The 16,350-nt window shown below is 57.6% G+C and carries 19 protein-coding genes and 3 pseudogenes; 11 read left to right on the top strand and 11 right to left on the bottom strand.

The genetic code is table 11. The features are described 5' to 3' along the window. Positions 1-67: 67 nt before the first annotated feature. Entirely contained in the window at positions 68-817 is a 750-nt protein-coding gene (locus CFBP5499_RS15085; protein ID WP_080830062.1) for an SDR family oxidoreductase, read from the bottom strand. A gap of 110 nt (positions 818-927) precedes the next feature. Here CFBP5499_RS15085 and CFBP5499_RS15080 point away from each other — a divergent pair, with 110 nt between their 5' ends. After that, complete coding sequence (locus CFBP5499_RS15080) at positions 928-1,833, top strand: LysR family transcriptional regulator (protein ID WP_080830063.1); 906 nt, start codon at positions 928-930, stop codon at positions 1,831-1,833. Positions 1,834-1,902: 69 nt separating this feature from the next. On the opposite strand, the pseudogene CFBP5499_RS30485 reads toward CFBP5499_RS15080, so the two are convergent. Then, positions 1,903-2,109, bottom strand: a pseudogene (locus tag CFBP5499_RS30485) (PIN domain-containing protein); the annotation flags it as partial. Positions 2,110-2,242: 133 nt separating this feature from the next. Here CFBP5499_RS30485 and CFBP5499_RS15070 point away from each other — a divergent pair. Continuing rightward, a complete protein-coding gene (locus CFBP5499_RS15070; RefSeq protein WP_130932569.1) occupies positions 2,243-2,491 on the top strand; it encodes a hypothetical protein in 249 nt (82 codons plus the stop codon). A gap of 251 nt (positions 2,492-2,742) precedes the next feature. Continuing rightward, positions 2,743-4,605 carry an ABC transporter ATP-binding protein gene (locus tag CFBP5499_RS15065; RefSeq protein ID WP_080830065.1) on the top strand — a complete coding sequence of 621 codons (1,863 nt, stop codon included), beginning with the start codon at positions 2,743-2,745 and terminating at the stop codon, positions 4,603-4,605. Positions 4,606-4,647: 42 nt separating this feature from the next. On the opposite strand, the gene CFBP5499_RS15060 is transcribed toward CFBP5499_RS15065, so the two are convergent. The 6 genes and pseudogenes from CFBP5499_RS15060 to CFBP5499_RS15035 all read right to left on the bottom strand — a co-directional run bounded on the left by CFBP5499_RS15060 (position 4,648) and on the right by CFBP5499_RS15035 (position 8,645). Continuing rightward, the gene (locus CFBP5499_RS15060) at positions 4,648-5,343 is read right to left on the bottom strand and encodes an RES family NAD+ phosphorylase (protein WP_080830066.1); all 696 of its coding nucleotides are present in this window, start codon (positions 5,341-5,343) and stop codon (positions 4,648-4,650) included. Further along, positions 5,340-5,729, bottom strand: coding sequence for an antitoxin Xre-like helix-turn-helix domain-containing protein (locus CFBP5499_RS15055; protein ID WP_060724498.1), 390 nt, complete (start codon positions 5,727-5,729; stop codon positions 5,340-5,342). Before CFBP5499_RS15055 ends, CFBP5499_RS15060 begins: the two co-directional genes overlap by 4 nt. 586 nt (positions 5,730-6,315) lie before the next feature. Next, positions 6,316-6,570, bottom strand: a complete 255-nt coding sequence (locus CFBP5499_RS15050; RefSeq protein WP_080830067.1) for a hypothetical protein — start codon at positions 6,568-6,570, stop codon at positions 6,316-6,318. Between the two features lie 241 nt (positions 6,571-6,811). Beyond that, positions 6,812-6,919: pseudogene (locus tag CFBP5499_RS30480) on the bottom strand (ester cyclase); the annotation flags it as partial. Continuing rightward, positions 6,915-7,925 (bottom strand): annotated as a pseudogene (locus CFBP5499_RS15045) (nucleotidyltransferase family protein); the annotation flags it as partial. The pseudogenes CFBP5499_RS30480 and CFBP5499_RS15045, both read right to left, overlap by 5 nt. A gap of 255 nt (positions 7,926-8,180) precedes the next feature. Next, positions 8,181-8,645, bottom strand: a complete 465-nt coding sequence (locus tag CFBP5499_RS15035; RefSeq protein ID WP_233284201.1) for an AAA family ATPase — start codon at positions 8,643-8,645, stop codon at positions 8,181-8,183. A gap of 85 nt (positions 8,646-8,730) precedes the next feature. Between CFBP5499_RS15035 and CFBP5499_RS15030 the strand changes: the two genes are divergently transcribed. Continuing rightward, the gene (locus CFBP5499_RS15030) at positions 8,731-9,081 is read left to right on the top strand and encodes a hypothetical protein (RefSeq protein ID WP_137066333.1); all 351 of its coding nucleotides are present in this window, start codon (positions 8,731-8,733) and stop codon (positions 9,079-9,081) included. A 104-nt stretch (positions 9,082-9,185) separates the two neighbouring features. Here CFBP5499_RS15030 and CFBP5499_RS30785 read toward each other — a convergent pair whose 3' ends face one another. Further along, positions 9,186-9,314 carry a hypothetical protein gene (locus tag CFBP5499_RS30785; RefSeq protein WP_256387189.1) on the bottom strand — a complete coding sequence of 43 codons (129 nt, stop codon included), beginning with the start codon at positions 9,312-9,314 and terminating at the stop codon, positions 9,186-9,188. Positions 9,315-9,499: 185 nt separating this feature from the next. Between CFBP5499_RS30785 and CFBP5499_RS15025 the strand changes: the two genes are divergently transcribed. Beyond that, the gene (locus CFBP5499_RS15025; RefSeq protein WP_137066331.1) at positions 9,500-9,739 is read left to right on the top strand and encodes an AbrB/MazE/SpoVT family DNA-binding domain-containing protein; all 240 of its coding nucleotides are present in this window, start codon (positions 9,500-9,502) and stop codon (positions 9,737-9,739) included. Positions 9,740-10,021: 282 nt separating this feature from the next. Here the strand turns inward: CFBP5499_RS15025 and CFBP5499_RS15020 are convergent, their stop codons facing one another. Beyond that, positions 10,022-11,065, bottom strand: a complete 1,044-nt coding sequence (locus tag CFBP5499_RS15020) for an SDR family oxidoreductase (protein WP_137081355.1) — start codon at positions 11,063-11,065, stop codon at positions 10,022-10,024. 72 nt (positions 11,066-11,137) lie between these two features. Between CFBP5499_RS15020 and CFBP5499_RS15015 the strand changes: the two genes are divergently transcribed. After that, complete coding sequence (locus CFBP5499_RS15015; RefSeq protein WP_080830076.1) at positions 11,138-11,623, top strand: MerR family transcriptional regulator; 486 nt, start codon at positions 11,138-11,140, stop codon at positions 11,621-11,623. Positions 11,624-11,690: 67 nt separating this feature from the next. On the opposite strand, the gene CFBP5499_RS15010 is transcribed toward CFBP5499_RS15015, so the two are convergent. Continuing rightward, positions 11,691-12,011 (bottom strand): hypothetical protein, encoded by a 321-nt coding sequence (locus tag CFBP5499_RS15010; RefSeq protein WP_080830075.1) that lies wholly within the window; start codon positions 12,009-12,011, stop codon positions 11,691-11,693. Between the two features lie 428 nt (positions 12,012-12,439). On the opposite strand from CFBP5499_RS15010, the gene CFBP5499_RS15005 reads away from it, so the two are divergent. From CFBP5499_RS15005 to CFBP5499_RS14985, 5 genes are all read left to right on the top strand, one after another. Next, the gene (locus tag CFBP5499_RS15005; RefSeq protein WP_080830074.1) at positions 12,440-12,712 is read left to right on the top strand and encodes a helix-turn-helix transcriptional regulator; all 273 of its coding nucleotides are present in this window, start codon (positions 12,440-12,442) and stop codon (positions 12,710-12,712) included. After that, positions 12,709-13,950, top strand: coding sequence for a type II toxin-antitoxin system HipA family toxin (locus CFBP5499_RS15000; protein ID WP_137066327.1), 1,242 nt, complete (start codon positions 12,709-12,711; stop codon positions 13,948-13,950). The genes CFBP5499_RS15005 and CFBP5499_RS15000 overlap by 4 nt, the downstream gene beginning before the upstream one ends. A 211-nt stretch (positions 13,951-14,161) precedes the next feature. Then, positions 14,162-14,743 carry a thermonuclease family protein gene (locus tag CFBP5499_RS14995; RefSeq protein WP_080827581.1) on the top strand — a complete coding sequence of 194 codons (582 nt, stop codon included), beginning with the start codon at positions 14,162-14,164 and terminating at the stop codon, positions 14,741-14,743. Between the two features lie 362 nt (positions 14,744-15,105). Further along, positions 15,106-15,372: a type II toxin-antitoxin system prevent-host-death family antitoxin gene (locus tag CFBP5499_RS14990; protein ID WP_080827580.1), complete on the top strand. Its 267-nt coding sequence runs from the start codon at positions 15,106-15,108 to the stop codon at positions 15,370-15,372. Beyond that, positions 15,369-15,785, top strand: coding sequence for a hypothetical protein (locus CFBP5499_RS14985; protein ID WP_080827579.1), 417 nt, complete (start codon positions 15,369-15,371; stop codon positions 15,783-15,785). Before CFBP5499_RS14990 ends, CFBP5499_RS14985 begins: the two co-directional genes overlap by 4 nt. Positions 15,786-16,350 lie beyond the last annotated feature (565 nt).

Below are 16,350 nucleotides of genomic sequence, written 5' to 3'. Positions count from 1 at the left end.
GCCTTGGTATCTGGCAACCTTCGGAACCCGGCGCCTACTGTCGCCGGATCCCGGTGGTTGGGGAGTGTCACAATGTGCCCATGCCACCGTCGATCATGATCTCGCTTCCGACCGTATAGGCCGCTTCGTCCGATGCCAGGAACACTACTGCCTTTGCAATTTCGGACGGTTCGCCAAAGCGGCCGGCCGGGACCAGATTTTGAATGCTTTCAGCGACATTCTTCAGGTCAGTCTCAGTGAAACCAAGCTTGCCATAGAGCGGTGTAGAAATGGGACCTGGGCTCACCGCATTCAGCCGGATGCCGCGCGCGATCAGTTCGCCGGACAACGTGCGGATGAATGACTGCAGCGCCGCTTTCGAGGCGGCGTAGACACTCGAGTTAGGCATGCCGATATGGGCATTTACCGAGGTGTTCAGCACGATCGAAGCCGGATTGGCCAGTATCGGCAGCAGTGCCTGCAGCAAAAAATACGGGCCTTTCACATTGATGTTGAAAACCCTATCAAAGCCTTCTTCGTCCCATGCTTCCAGAGGCTTGAGAAGGGCGACGCCTGCGTTGACGAAGACGATGTCAATGCCCCCGAATGCCTCCCTGATCGTTTCAGCGACGACCTTCTGGCCATCCACGTCGGCAGCATCTGCCTTGATGACCAATACACTCGGGCCAAGCTCCCGCCGTGCAGCATCCAGCGTCGCGGGGTTGGTTCCCGTGACTGCTACCCGTGCACCCTCTTTGATAAATTGACGTGCTGTCTCAAGTCCGATGCCGCTGGTGCCACCGGTGATGAGCGCCCGCTTGCTTTTGAGCCTATCCATGATCCGAATTCCTTCTCATTGTGTGAGTTTTCGTAAGTGCGAATGTGGCGCAAGCTTGCTGTTCGTACTACTGTATCAATGGCGGACGTACTTTTCGGAAAGGCCGAACAATGAAACTGGATGGCATTGCGAGTTTCGTGGCTGTCGCCGAAGAGGGCTCGATCAGCGGGGCGGCACGCACGCTCAGACTGTCAAAATCGGTCGTGAGTGAACGACTGGCGGAATTGGAGCGCAGCCTCGGCGCTACTCTCCTCCACCGCACGACACGTCGCGTTTCGGTGACGGAGGATGGCGCTGCCTTTCTCGAACGCGCCAAGCGAATCCTGCGAGAGGTCTCTGAGGCAGCGGCGGACTTGTCCGAGCGGCGTGGAACGCTGGGCGGTCCAATCCGCATCGCTGCGCCTGTCACCTTCGGCCGGATGCACTTGGGACCGGCTTTGTATCCGTTCCTGGCTGCCAATCCCGATATCGAGATGTCGCTCGAACTCGACGATCGGCGCGTCGATATTGCATCAGACGTTTACGATGGTGTCGTGCGCCATGGGGCGATTGACGATTCGAGACTGATGGTCTGGCGTCTGGCGCCAAGCCGCCGTGTCTTGGTGGCCTCCGAAGCCTATCTGGCGGTCAACGGGACGCCTGCAACAACTACGGAACTCGCCGCCCATAGGGGTTTGTTCTACACGAACCGAGGTGTTGCGGATTGGCGTTTCCTTACGCCTGGAGGCATTGAAATCGTTCGTGCACGCATTGGATTCAGAGTGAACAACGGTGACATGCTGCGAGATGCGGCAATCGCCGGTCTTGGTATTGCACTCCTTCCGCTTTTCATCGCAGGACCGGATATTCGCGATGGGAAGCTCAGCATCGTCGATGTCGGCGTTCGGCCGGACGCGGAATTCGTCTTTCTTGCGCACCCCGAGGGCCGCCGCCCTTCGGCAAAATTGCGCGCACTTGCGGCTCACTTGAAAGCGTCGTTCGGCGACCCGCCTTATTGGGAGGATGGCGTGGGGTGAGGGGCCGCATCATGATGGCTCCGTGCGTCTCAGGGGAATTTGTTCAAGAGCAGTAAACTTCCAGCCGGTTCAGATCGCGGTTTGCCGGAGGGGATTGATGATTTCGACTCCGTGAAAATCTCGCTCATTGTCGGTCACAACAATACAACCGTTGGACTGGGCAATGGCCGCGACAATCGTGTCCAGTGCACTTCTTGGACGGCCCGACGCCTTTCCTTGTGCCATCAACTCGCCCCAGATGAGCGCTGCCTTCTCGTCGAACGACAGGATGCGGCCCGGTTTTATATTCCGCAGACCGATCACGAACGACGATGCCATAGGTGGCGGCCTCCATTCCAGATCGTTCAGACATGCCGATGCGGGCCGGGAGATTTGGCGCTTTGCCATCAATGCCAGCGCGAGCGCCATCGTGCATGCTCGAAAAGAAGGGTTGATCCTTGTGGCGTTTCTGGACGGTACACTCTCCACGCTGAACGCAGCGGATGGGGCGGTGGTGACTACCGGGCAGGTGACGATCGAAGGTCTTCCAACGGTTATTTACTGCATGGATGCGGCTGACGATTCTTTGGCCGTTGGCACTTTCGACGGTCGTATCGCCGTTATTCCGTTTAACCAGCTTCGCAATCGTGGGAATACAGGGCGTATAGAATTGGCATAGCCGATGCGGATCCCGAGATGGATGCCGCCATACTAACCGGTCAGGGGGCAATCGCACGATTGTAACTACACTCGCGGAACAGTTTTCGCCGGGCGGACAACATTTCAAGCGCAACCCTCGCCGAGCCTGAATAACGATCCTCTGGCTGCAAAAACACATCCGGTAATTGAGATTGGACGCCATGCATGGTTCCATGCCGGGCGCGTAGCTGATTCCTCCCCATCGATGCCAAACTGCGATCCGAGAGGCCCATGTCGATTTCAGATACGATCTTTCGCCCTTTCGAGAGGCTGATACAGCCGCTTGATATTCCCTTCCGGCCGCTGCCGTCGAAAGGACCCGTGGCTGTGCTTTTGCATTTCATCGGGATGTTTCGCGGCGTCCTCATTGCACTCGCCTTGTCATCCATGGCGGTGGAAGCCATCAACCTGTCTATCATCTGGGGATTGTCTGTTATCGTCGATGGTGTGACGGCGCAGGGGGCGCAGTCTTTCCTGCGCAGTGAATGGCCGCTGCTGACCGTGCTTGGGCTGTTGATTTTCCCCGCGATGCCGGTGGCGTCGTTTCTTCTCAATACGCTCAATTCGCACACGCTCGGCATCGCCATGCCGGCGGCCATCCAGTGGCAGGGCCACAAGGCCGTGGAGCGGCAAGATCTGGCATTTTTCCATGAGCTTTATGCAGGGCAGGTGGCCTCACGCCTTTCGCAGGTCTCGTCAGCCGTTCAGCAGCAGATCATCAACGCGTTTCAGATAGGACCGCGTTTCCTTCTGCAAATGATCGGCTCTCTTGCGCTCCTTGCCGCCTTGTCCTGGCAGCTGGCGCTGCCGGTGCTCGTCTGGATCGTGCTGAATGTGGTTCTCGCCGTCAAACTGGCTCCCGTCTTCACGGAGCGGTCACGGCGCTCGGCGAAACAAAAGAGCCTTGTCTCGGGGGCGATAACCGATCTCTACAGCAACATGCAGATGATCAAGCAATTCGCCGCCGAAGACAGCGAGGCAGGCGCAATCCGCCGCATCCTGATGAAAGCCGTGCAGACGCAGCATCGGGAACAGCGTGTCTATCGCGCGTCCGAACTGGTCGTCGTGGCGCTCAACATGGCGCTGTGGCTGGCAATTCTAACGGTGGGGTTTTCCGGCCTGGTAAAGGGGTTCATCACGGTCGGCGAATTTGTCGGTGCCGTCTATATCCTGCAACGCTTGTCGGGGCACACGTTCACCTTCCTGCAGATGGGCCAGCAGATATTTCAGGCGATTGGCACGATCAAGGACGCCATGCCTGTCATGACGACGCCGCCGACGATCACCGACAGTGCCGGTGCCGCCGAACTCCGCGTTCCGCATGGGAACATCGATTTCGACCATATCCGCTTTGCCTACAAGTCAGGCAGGCCAGTAATCGATAATCTGTCGTTGACCGTGCGCGCCGGGGAGAAAGTCGGCCTTGTGGGTCTGTCGGGTGCTGGAAAAACGACCTTGGTCAATCTGCTTCTGCGCTTCTACGACATTCAGAGCGGAGTCATCCGCATCGACGGTCAGGATATTCGCGAGGTCACACAGATGAGCCTGCGCCGCAATATCGGGGTGATTGCCCAGGATGTGGCGTTGCTGCACCGGTCGGTTGGCGACAATATCCGCTACGGGCGACCAGAGGCAACGCAGGAGGAGGTAGAGCAGGTAGCGAAAGTGGCGAAGGCCGATGCCTTCATTGCCGATCTTGCCGACAGTGAAGGGCGAAAAGGATATCAGGCTTTTGTCGGAGACCGCGGCATCAAGCTTTCTGGCGGGCAGCGTCAGCGGGTTGCCATTGCCCGGGTACTCCTGAAAGACGCGCCCATCCTGATCCTCGACGAGGCGACGTCGGCACTCGACAGCGAGTCCGAATCCGCCATTCAGGAGAAGCTCAATCTTGTGATGGAGGGCAAGACGGTGATCGCCATTGCCCACCGTTTGTCCACCATCGCCAGCATGGATCGTATTATCGTCCTTGACCACGGGAGGATTGTCGAAGAGGGGCGACCGGACGAACTGGTTGAGCGGGACGGCCTGTTTGCACGGCTCTGGAAACGCCAGATTGGTGGGTTCATTGCCGAAGGTGAGTGGGTGACGTCGTAACCCGCAGTCGACCATCCCGCGGAAACCTGTACTGCGTCGCTGCTACGAGATGGCGACGATCGAATAGTCCGGCGTGCCTTGCCAGCTCAGATCCCAGGACGCGCCGGGCCGGACGTTCTGGACAGCCCCCGGATCGAAACAAACCAGGCAGTTTCCGACGGGCGCACGGACGGAGGGATAGATGAGGCCGCGGCTTCCATCTCTTCGCAACCGGGCGGCCAGTTCCTGTCCCTCGAGATAGCCAACCTCCGGGTCCGGGTTGAGCGCGGCGTGTTCGGGTTCATCGGTCAGGTCGTCGAATTCTCCGATGAAGTCGGAGATCAGTTCGACATAACGGGCGCTGTCATGGAACGATCCGGTGAAACGGAGTTCGCGGGTCCTGTGCCACGCGACCTCCGCAACCGATACCATCACGTCCCAGGCGCAGTACCAGGCACCGCGATCTTCGGAGTTGAAGCGGTTGCCACCTGTCCGCGTATAGGTGAAGGCGGCATTGACGTGCGTGTCGCCGTAGATCCTGAGATCACGGTTGCGCCGCCGCCAGGCGAGCTCTCGCGGATCGAGATGCGGATTGCGGCCGCGCTCGGCGAGCAACCGGGCGCTGGTCAACCCCTCGATCTCGGCAAGAACCTCCAGTTCCTCGTCGCTGTCGACCAGACCGCGAAGCGCCGGCGGCTTGTGGTAGGTCGCGGGCAGCAGGCGGACCAGTCCCCGAACCGACAGTTCGGTTTTCCTCATGCGCCGCCCCGCAGAGCATCGAGATAGGTTCGGATCGCCAGAATTTGCGGGAGACCGCCATCGATGGCGGTGTCGACCGGCCGCGCGCCGCTGAAGAGCGGGCCCGTGTTCGGGCGGGTGAACCAGCTTCTGGAGAGTTGCTCAGAGAAGTAGAGTTCGAGCGACTTGTAGATCCCGATCACGGCACTGAGGCGCAGCAACTGGTCTTTCGTCAATTCGCCGGTAAACCCCGGTTTGCGCGCACGCTTCCATGTGCTCTCCGACATGTCGGCGAGGCCCGCTGCTTCCCTTAGGCTCAGCGACCATGCATCGGCGACTTTGGCATAAGCCTTGAGTGCAACGGCATTGAGTTCCGCGGGTTTGTGGGGCTTGACGGCGATTTGCATAGTGGCCTCCTGATATTCGTAATATAGTCCATATGATCTTAAAGTAAAGATCATATGGCCTGATATTCGATCGGGAAGTGGCTCCCGTTGCAAGAGCCCTGGCTGTCACCTTTTGAGCGAGGAAGTTTCGACCCACGCGTTGAACGGTTTCTGCGGCCCCATGGTGGTAGCGAGGATCACCGTCATCCAGGTATTATTCGGCCGTTCTACAAAGAAGGTAGTTCCGCTGGTCCTGATTTCTTTTGTAACTGTATTTTCGGAGTCTCGAGATACTGCTTTCCGTTACATAACTAGCGGAACATTTTGACACTTAGTCACCATAGCCACTCCATCAAAAAAGAAACCCTCCGGCGGGGGAGGGTTCGAGTCGTGCCACCTTACAGGGCTGCAAGGAGGGGACAGGCGGAGGGGGAAAGGTCCACCTGATTTATGAATGCGGGAAAGGACGAACGGTTCCGTCGCTCGCGAAATATTGGCAATGGCCTGCGTTGCCACGATGTTTGTGGTCCCCTGTTGGCAGACGGCGAGGGCAGGGTGTGCCCTCTCTGGTGGGCCCCTGCTTTTACGCGCGCGGGCGCGACGGTTCTCACATTCGCATCCCGAGCCGCTGCGTCAAACCGAGGGTGAGCTTTTGCTTCTGGACGAGCTCGGCGTGGTGTACCCGCTCGACCAGTCCGGCCACCTGCCTGATGCGTTCGACAGAAACATGTGCGTCTGCCGTGATCCGGAGCTTGTCCAGATCCCTGTTGCGCAGGTTTGTCGTACCGAACCGCTTCGTCAGGGCTTGCGTTATTGTTGTGACCTCCTGCAATGCCTGGAGGCCGTCGCTTGTGTTCATCATCTGGCGGATAAACTCTGGCCTCTGCTCATAGGAAAGGGCATCGAAGCGCGTGAGGATTTCCTCGCTACGCTTTGTGAGAGCGGGAACCTCGACGATATCCCGTTTCTCACGCTGCCATGTTTCCGAGCGGTGTTCGCTTTCCAGATGCCGTTTCCAGCTTGTGGCGGTATTCTCGACAAGCGATGCGACTGAGCGGGCGTAGTGCAGGGCCTCTTTTCTGTCCCTGTTGTCACCGAGGATGCTATCGGCCAAGCTGGCGCTCGATTGCGGCCTTGTCGACGATCGACCAGACCTTGCGGATTTTTGTGTGCTCGAATTCGTAGAAGACATGTTCGCTGAATTGTATCCGGCATCATGGCAAGGCCTGAAGTGATTGCTTCCTGCCATGCGGGACCACGCTCCCACGCCTCGTTCCAGACGTCGGCCAGCAAATATCCTTGCCGTGTTTCCACCAGGGCCTCTGACAGCAGCGATGCCTGTTGAATATCCTTGTCACGCTTTGCCCTGCCCAGGGCATCGTTGCGCCTCCGGGACGCAACAATCAACTTGTGAATGGCGTAGCGCTCGGGAGCGGGGATATTGACGCTCACGCCTTCTCTGTACAGCAGCACTGTTCTCACGGGTTCGTAGATCAGGTAGTCCAGGAAGCGAAGGTTTTCTGCCGACGCGCCGCCGAGAGCAGGCATGGGTGACGGCTTGCCCGTATGGTCGTCCGACCCGCGGTTCCCCGTCAGGAACTCTACGCGATAGTTGCCCGAGTTCACGAAGGCGGCCACACGCACCTTGTCCGCCTGATGCGGCACTGCCCTGAAGGACGGATCGACGGTATGCAGGACGTCCAGGATCGGTGGCAGGGTGATGTCCCCGACTTCCGCGCTGATTGCGAAATCCTGGGCGTAGTCGGCGTCGCCCGTCTGGAGCGAGGCGTTTGGAAGACGAACCCCTAGCAGCCCCGAATAGCAGCTGAACGCAACCGAGCCTATGATGAGGGCTCGAAGGCGAAACAATCCGGCGTCAGCGAGAGCTTTGGTTACTTCGCCCGCAAAACGTTCAGGCGACGCCATGCCGCCCGTTCGTGTCAGTGCGTTGACGAGCCGACGCCGCTCCCTGAGGTCGTCTTTGACTTCCCTGTGGGCGTGTACTCTCGCGGTTATTTCCTCATCTGCTTCCGGCCCTACATAGCGCCGCTTGTCGCCATCAGGCGTCGGATACTCGAAGTACCAGTATCCCTTGCCTTTCACGGGGACGTTCACGAACCGTCCATTATGAGGGAAGTCGGTGGAGAACTGTGCGTCGAACGATCGCTGCGCCAATTCCGCGAACATTGTCCGGTATGCGAGGTCAATTTGTGTCATGGCAAGCGATCCTGGCGGCGGACTTATGTTGTTATAAGGTTCCAATCTTTCCCTTATAACCGGGATCGCGACAGCTGGCGCAGTAGTTATAAGGAAACATCAAATTCCTTAAACTGTTTCTGTTTGGCATGGCAACCGGCCGCTGGGACGCTTCCCCCGTTGCCGCTGAAACCGCCAAGGCAGTTCCAGGCCGTTTCGCCGTGACGGAAGAGATTAACGGTCGGTACAGACACGCGTGCTTCACCTGGGTGTTTGTTATCGATTGCCATCGCTCGTGGCATCAATACGGAAACGTGCCGATTGCAGCGCATTGATGACCGATTGCAGAGCTGCCTGTTCGTCCTTGCCTGACACAGAGAGGGCGTGGTGCTCATAGGCGCCGAGATCGGCAAACTGGGAGTGAAGATCGGCCACGACAAGCGGGTCGCTGAGGCTGTCGCCGCCGCGCGCCTGACAGCGTTCGATCGCCTCCATCACTGTCGTTCGCAGTACGATGTAATGCAGCGTGCGAGCAAGCGCCGTGAAGGCCGGCAGCCAGTCCGGTCGCACGACGCCATCGAGGATGACGAAATAACCTGCCTCGGCGTAGCGCCCTGCAACGTCGGCGGCGATCTGCATGATCATGCGGTTCTGCTGATGGGATTGCGGGAGCCAGGGATCGATACGGCCGTGCTTGATGTAACCCCGCAGATCGTCGCTGTGGAAATGAACTTTTGGCACGCCCGGCAAGTGGGCCTCCTTCGAGGAAATCAGGGAACTGGCGCCGCGGATTGGCGCTGAAGCGGCAGAGAGCGCGCGTCTGGAATTGCTGAGACTGAGGCGGGTATGGAATGCGGCCGACCGTCGCATCGGCTACAGCACAAGCCTTGCCAAGACGCAGGACCTTGCCCGGTTCGAGGGCATTGCCGGGCGTGTGCTGATTTCGCTGCAGCCCTATTACATCCACGACATTGCCGCCAAGCTGCATTGCATGCTGGTGATGTACGATCCGGAGCTTCGCAACGAGGAGACCCCTTGGCCGGAACTGCGCCGGATGCTGCGTGAACTGATACAGCCCTACTGGTCTGTGATTGAGCCGCAGTCGCGTATCCGCCTGCTGAGGCCAAAGACGCGCGAGAGGCGGCCGCAGGTGGAAACGGTCCGGATTGCCGTGTGAGCGACGCTGGAGCTGGCTCAGAGGCTCGGCAGCGGTCCTTGGTGGAAAGCGCCGTTGCCCTGCCTCTGGAACGCTGCGAGGCCCGTTATCGAGACACAACCTGCCTATCCGGCAAAGCTCGTCACAAGATAGGCGGACGCCAGAAGCAGGCTGACGACGGTGAAGAATATGAGAGCTGCCGCCAGTTCATCAAATCTGCTGTCGCGTTCATTGCGGTTCCAGTCGTAAGCCATAGCCAACCTCCATCGTTGCTGTAAGGAGGGTGGCTCCGTATGGTTAATGAAACCCTAATCTTTGCGGGCTGAATATAGCCAGTGTGATTTGGCGCGTTGCCCGACACACCGGTTTCGTGGCGCTGGCAAGTTGAAGCCAGGGAAAGGCCGGAGGATCCGCTGTGCCTGGGTTGGAGGTCTATAGAATGACAATGACGGTTGCCGCAAACGTTCAGGCGACCGTTCCGGCAGCCGTACGAGAGCTTTGCAGGATTGTGTCAGGACGGTTGGCCGGTTTTGTCCCCGGACCGGACGGGCGGTTCATGCTGGTCAGAGCTGACAACAAACAACCACCAACACGTTTTGGCAGACTGCGCGGCCATGCTGGTGAAGGCCTTGATACCGATACTGTCATGGTGATGAGCCGCGGCGAAAACGAACAATAGTCGATACGCAGGTCTTGTATGATCTGGCGACGGTTTCGGCATGGACATCGCCGGGTCAATTAACAGCCAGTTCCGGGTGTTCCAGGGTTCAGGCGCAACCGTCTGGCGTGACGAGGCAGAAGGGCACCTGGCGGCCGTGGCGAGACAGTCCGGAGATGAGGTCTCCGCTGCCCGCGATTTCGGGATGGTTGCCAGTGCTGTCTGGCAGCCATCCCTTTGTTCTTCTCCCCGTCCGGGTTGTTGAGCGATACGCCCTTGCGGAAAGAGGATCGGATCAAGCGATCATTCCGGTATGAGTCCATTGGCGCGGAACCACGCCACCTCGTCGCGCAGGGTTTCTGCGACCGGCCGGAAAAGCAGACCGAGTTCGCGTTCGCTCTTGGCCGGGTCGTAGCGCGACCGCTCGTTTTCGTCGGCAACAGTGCGCACCATGGCCCAGCTCAACAGCACCGGGCGTCGCGTTAGTCGGGCGTAGACCTCGTAACCGGCGGCGAGCAGGTGCATCGCCCAAAGCGGGATGCGGCGACCTGGTGCCGGTACACCGGCCAGCTGCGCGATCTGGGGCAGGAGACTGGCCATCGTCATGTGACGTCCGGCCGCGAGATAGCGTTCGCCGCGCCGCCCCCGGTCGCTGGCAAGGATCATCGCCTGCGCAACATCGCGGGCATCGACGACCGAGAATGAGCCGGGCGGTATTCCGGGCAGCCGCTGCAGCGCGACATCGATGACGGTCTGTCCCGCCGAGGTTGGTCCGATGTCGCCCGGCCCATGCATCCAGCCGGGCAGCACCATCGCCGCCCAAAAGTCCGGATGGGCATTGAGAAAACCGAGTACGACGCGCTCGGACAGGATCTTGCTGCGATAATAATCGTCGGCGTCGCGTGGGTCACGCAGCATGGTTTCATCGATTATTTCGCCTCTCGCGCCGTGCAGTACGGCAATCGAGCTGGTGTGGACGAAACGCCGCACGCCCATTTGATAAGCCTGCTCAAGCAAATGGCGCGTACCTTCGACATTGGCCGCGTAGAGTGCGTCCCAGTGTCGACCGCCCTTGTAGGAATCGCGGAAATAAGCGGCTGTATGGTAGATGGTATCGACACCCGCGAGCGCCGGCGCGTAACCCGGCGCGTCGAGTATGTCGCCAGACACGATCTCCACGTCGAGGCCGGCGAATTGCTGACGTGCCTTGTCCGGGGACCGCACCAGTGCGCGTACGCGCCAGCCCGCAGCGATGAGTGCTCGCACCAGATTGTTGCCGAGAAGTCCCGTCGCCCCTGTCACAAAAGCGAGGGGTGCGCCTTTCGGCGTGGTTTGATCGTCTGTCATCATTTAACTCCACAATTGAGGGAGTCTGCTCTATAAGATTGGACCATGGTCCATGGTCAAGTGGTGTCAACAATGTTGATTGGAGAATTTGCTGCCCGGGCCGGTCTCAGCCAGGACACTGTGCGCTTTTATGTCCGCAAGGGCCTGTTGGCGCCAAAATCAGGCGCAAAGGGTGGTCGCAACCCCTACCAGATTTTCAGCGAGCGGGATGTCTCCACTGCGCTGATGATCCGCTTTGCACAGTCACTGGGCATGCCGCTCAAGGAGATCGCCGCGATCGCCAGCGAACTTCTCAGCGACGGCCTGTCCGCTGAGCGGGAGATCGCGATCATCGATACGCAGGTCGCAAGACTGGAACAGAAGGCCGCAGAGCTTGCGAGGCTGCTTGATTATCTGCACGCCAAGCGCAACTGGATGGCGCGCGGCAAGCCCGGCGACGAACCCCGGTTCTCCGGAGAAGACCTTTGCCTGACGGAGATCGCGACGCCAGCGGTCAGCCGTGCGACCGTTGCAGCGACCGAGGAGATCAAGCTGCCTGAGGCATTTCGCAGCTGGTGATCATCCTTCCGGATATTGTTTCATTCCCGGTGACGTTTTCCGTATATTTGGCGAGACGAGGGCGCTATCAACCGGTGGGTTTGGCGAAGTTGATTTCGGTTCTGCTGTCGAGCACTATATGCAAATCCCGGATCATGGCTGCTGCCTGCAGCAGAGCGCTTCGCACCTCTTCATCGCTGCGCCATCCCCGTTCGATTGACAGGGCAACGGTTTGGATGTCGATGAGACTGTCGCGGCCGGGACCGGAGGGAATACCGATTGTTTCGCGCATGTCGCGGATTGTGGTAACAGCTCGTTCGAGCATGCGGCGTTTCTGATAGCCATCAAGGTGATCGAGCCTGTTGGCGTCACGGACAAGTTCGGCAATGAAGCTGTTCGTCAGGGTCATGCCGGGAGGTTGCCGGGTTGGCTGGCTGGCGTCAACGGAAGACCTTCGAAGTGAGCTTCAGGCCCCGAAGTCGACGCCAGGCTGTGACGCCGATGCATCACGGTGTGTTGGAGACTGGGGCGAGCTGTTTCACAGAGTATCATCTTCATTATTCGTATTTTTATCATGCTATTGGAAAAAGTTTTGAGAGTAAAACATGAGGCACGCATCTTACTCAATTGAGTTGAGTCTTCTGATTGGAATCCAGTCCGGTATACGAGTCACCGGGCCATACACGATACCGGATTTCAAAGGATGCTTCCTCGGACGCGAGATTTCCCGATCAGGATGATTTAATACGATAAAACGATAATCTTACCGATCGGGAAGCATTGTATTGATCTCTCCACAATCTTCCTGTACGGTAAGTAATCCGATGGAGGTAAACGATGTTCCGGTCAGCGCGCGATTTCGGCACTGCTATCAGGGAAAGACGCAAAGCTCTGGGCTGGACGCAAACCCAGCTTGCTGCCCGTTCTGGAACGGGTGAACGCTTCATCGTCGAGCTTGAGGCTGGCAAGCCGAGCTGTCAGCTCGAAAAGACGTTGATCGTCGCGCGTACGGTCGGAATGGAGATTGGCGATCTCAAGAGGGTTCAGACTGTGTCCTCTACACCGGACGATGACCTCAACTTCCTGCCGACGTTCGGTGCTGATCGATGACAACCGTCTTCTACGAGACTTTGCCTGTCGCCCGTCTGACTTTTGAAGGCGAATGGAGACTGGACTACGATGCGGGCTGGGAAGCACGCCGCTCTGCCTTTCCTGTGTCGCTCACCATGCCGCTGCGTTCCGGCCCCGTGGGTGCTGCGAAGCTGCTGCCCTGGCTTGCCAATCTGCTTCCCGAAACACATCTTGCCGAGATCGGCCAGCGGCTCAAGGTTTCTCCGCAAGACATAGTCGGTCTGCTTGGTCATATCGGACGTGACACGGCGGGGGCACTGTCGATCGGGGCGCCGCGCAAAGCGGGCATCAACCTGGAGCCGGTTCCGGATGAGCAGACGCTGGAGCGTATTCTCAATGAACTTCCCGCCAAACCCTTTCTGGTCGGGGAACGCGGCGTTTCCATGTCGCTTGCGGGCGTCCAGGAGAAACTGCCGGTTTTTGTAGACGGGGATGGCCGTATTTCAGTTCCGCTCGACGGGACGCCATCCACGCATATCCTGAAGCCGGATACAAAACGGCTTGCGGGGAGCGTGGAGAACGAGGCGTTTTGCCTGTCGCTTGCGCGTGCCTGCGGGCTGGAGTCCGCCGAGGCGACGATCGGAGTGGCTGGCAGGCGACGTTATCTTCTTGTGAAACGCTATGATCGCTTCACCGATCCGCAAGGGGAGATCCGCAGGCTGCATCAGGAAGATCTTTGCCAGTTAACAGGTCATTTCCCGTCGCAGAAATACGAGCGATCCTCGACCGGCCGAGGCGTGACCATGAAGATGATGTTCGACGCTGTCAGCGATCTTGTTTCTCCTGGCGAACGGCTGAAACTTCTTGATGCCGTGATCTTCAATGTCCTGATCTGCAATTCGGACTCGCATGCGAAAAATTACTCGATCCTGATCGGTGCCGGTGGGTCCGCGAAGATGGCTCCACTCTATGACCTGATGTGCGCTGCCGTTTATAGCCAGGTCGATCAGAGCCTGCCGCAGGGGATTTCTGACCGGTTCCATGCGCCTGACCTGCGACGTGCCGATTGGCAGGCATTGGCTGATGACGTTGGACTGAGCGGTGCATCAACGCTGAAACGGGTGGAGGAACTCGCACAACTGGTCAGCGTCGGATGCGATGCGGTGGCACAGGAGATTGCTGGTTTGGCCGGCGATCCGACGAGGGTGTTCGAGCGACTTACGCACAGCGTTCGGAAACGGTGTCGAAGAATTCAGGATCGATTAGGTGGTCGATGAGCCGGAGCCCGGCCAGAGTCCATTCGGTGGTTTCCCGAGTGCATAGCTGGCGATATCGTCCGGTCTACCGAAAGGTTCCTTTCTGGTCATACATGAAAACGTCCTGATGTGTTTAACGTCTGACCGTTGGATTCCCTAAGATTGCAGCAATCCCGTTGTCGGTGGCATTAACTCGCGGATGCTATCCTGTGCATAAGGAGCACGGGGTTTAATGGGCAAAGTTGTGCATTTCAGGTCGCGGCAGACATCACTGTCGAGCAGCTCATTTATAATGCTTGTTGCGTTTGGGATGCTGGCGAGTTTCCTCGTAGGCGCTGGAATATCCTACGTGATCAAGGATGGACTGTCTTTTCAGCCGGATATGGAAGCAAAAGAGCGCGATATAATACAGCGTCCGCGAGGCCGGCAAAACGCGGGCCAAGGTGTCCTTTCGACGGCATCTCCGGCCGTCTCTTACAAGCGATGCAGTGGGGGCGCCCGCGTCAATTGCATTGTCGACGGAGATACCCCGTGGATCGGTGGGGTCAAGGTTCGTATTGCCGATATCGATGCGCCGGAAATTGGCAGACCACACTGCGCCTCTGAAAAAGCGCTTGGGGAGCGTGCGACTGTACGGCTGTTGGAACTGGTTAACTCCCGTGCTTTTACCATGCAGTCCTGGCCCGGTCGCGACGAGGACAGGTACGGGCGAAAGTTGAGGGTACTTTTGAAAGACGGCCGTTCGATCGGCGATATCCTTGTATCAGAGGGGCTTGCCCGGACATGGACGGGCAAAAGGCAGCCATGGTGCTGAGATTGTCTTGAGGTTCGATCGACGTGTTCTGCGACGCCGAAACCGTCTCCGGGGGGAACGGACGGTCAAGCGAAATGCGTGTTGCTGCCGGAGATGAGCAGCATGGCCTGACGAAGGTTGCGCGTAGCCACCGATTTCCGGGGTCGGCTTCCGTGTGCGGATGCCAAGGGCTCTATGCGGATCTCTGGTACTCTGAGGCTGATTTTGGTCATCAAGGGAGAGGTCAAGGGGGACTGTAACGGATACCAACGCCCCGAATTTATTAGGCGCGCAATTAATGCAGCATTTACAGGATTGCTGTATTTCATGGATTTTCTTTTGAGGCTGTGCTATCGTCGCGATGCAAGACGGGAGTGCGTTTGATGGCAGGTTCAGGTAATTCCTACACCACGAGTGATCTTTCCAGGAAGTCCGGCGATATTATCGCTGAGGCGCTTCGTCATCCGGTGACGATCACGCAGCGCAACAAGCCTCGTCTGGTCCTTCTTAACATTGAGGATTATCAACGTTTGATGCGGCAGTCTGATCTGCGTGCGGTTGGCACCATTGAAAATATGCCTGACGCTTTGCTGGACGAATTTGAGGCAGCAGTCGACGCTTATGCGGAAACTGAAGAGATGGTTCGGTGAGCGGTTTCGATGAGATCGGGACTGCAGTCGTAATCCGTTACCCTTATCTGTGGAGCCGGGAGGCTTCCCGCGGTGAAACCGAAGGTCGGAAGGGGCGACCTGTTGTTGTTGGCGTGAGGCTCGCCCGTGCGGACGGCGACATGGTTCTTTTCTTTCCTATCACGACGAAGCATCCGGAAGCTGATCGTTTTGCTATTGAGATCCCGGCGATTGAAAAGCGCCGGGCCGGTCTTGATGCAGATATGCGGCTTTGGATCATTCTGGATGAGTATAACAGCGACATTATCGGACATTCTTTCTACCTGGAGCCGGAGCCACCCGTGGGACGGTTCAGTAAAGCTTTTTTTCTCCCCGTCCTTCGGGAGTTTATTGCACGTCGTCGGTCGTCCAGCGAGGTTTACCGCGCCCGATAAAGAACCGTGTGATGTTCGGTAACTCAGTCCGACAGAGCGGACAGATCCTTAATATACACGCTTGACGTGTCGCGTTCGGCGGATATGGCAAGTCCGCGTATGCTGGATGGGCCGAAGTCGCGCCGATATGCGCTATTGAAATATTTTACCTATCTGAATGACATTAATACATATATTTCTATATTTATACTTATCGGACGGAATAGAATACCTGTTCGATGATTGGGTGATTGTAACTGAATCAGGAGAGAGTGAGAGCCGACAAAACATATAATTTATGCGAGAGTAAGCATGAAAAAATATAAATAATTAAAGCGCACCATTATTGTGGGAGAGATGAGAGATTTTTTGGAGGAGTCCGCCTGTTTGTGCGCAGCCAATTTGGCACTGTTATAAACAGGTGATTTATATATGTTTTTATAGTTTAATGGATTTATTTATAGGTGGAACCAGAGGGAATCTGATTGGGAAGTGAATTGAAAAGGTGGCGAAAATTGATGGCGATCAATCGTAATAACAATATCATGATATTGTTATTACGATTGATCGCCATCAATTTTCGCCA

The sequence above is a fragment of the Agrobacterium tumefaciens genome, assembly GCF_005221325.1.
In the GTDB taxonomy this organism is placed as follows: Bacteria; Pseudomonadota; Alphaproteobacteria; order Rhizobiales; family Rhizobiaceae; genus Agrobacterium.
Note: the sequence above shows the minus strand (reverse complement) of the source record. Positions and strands in the feature narration are given on the sequence as shown.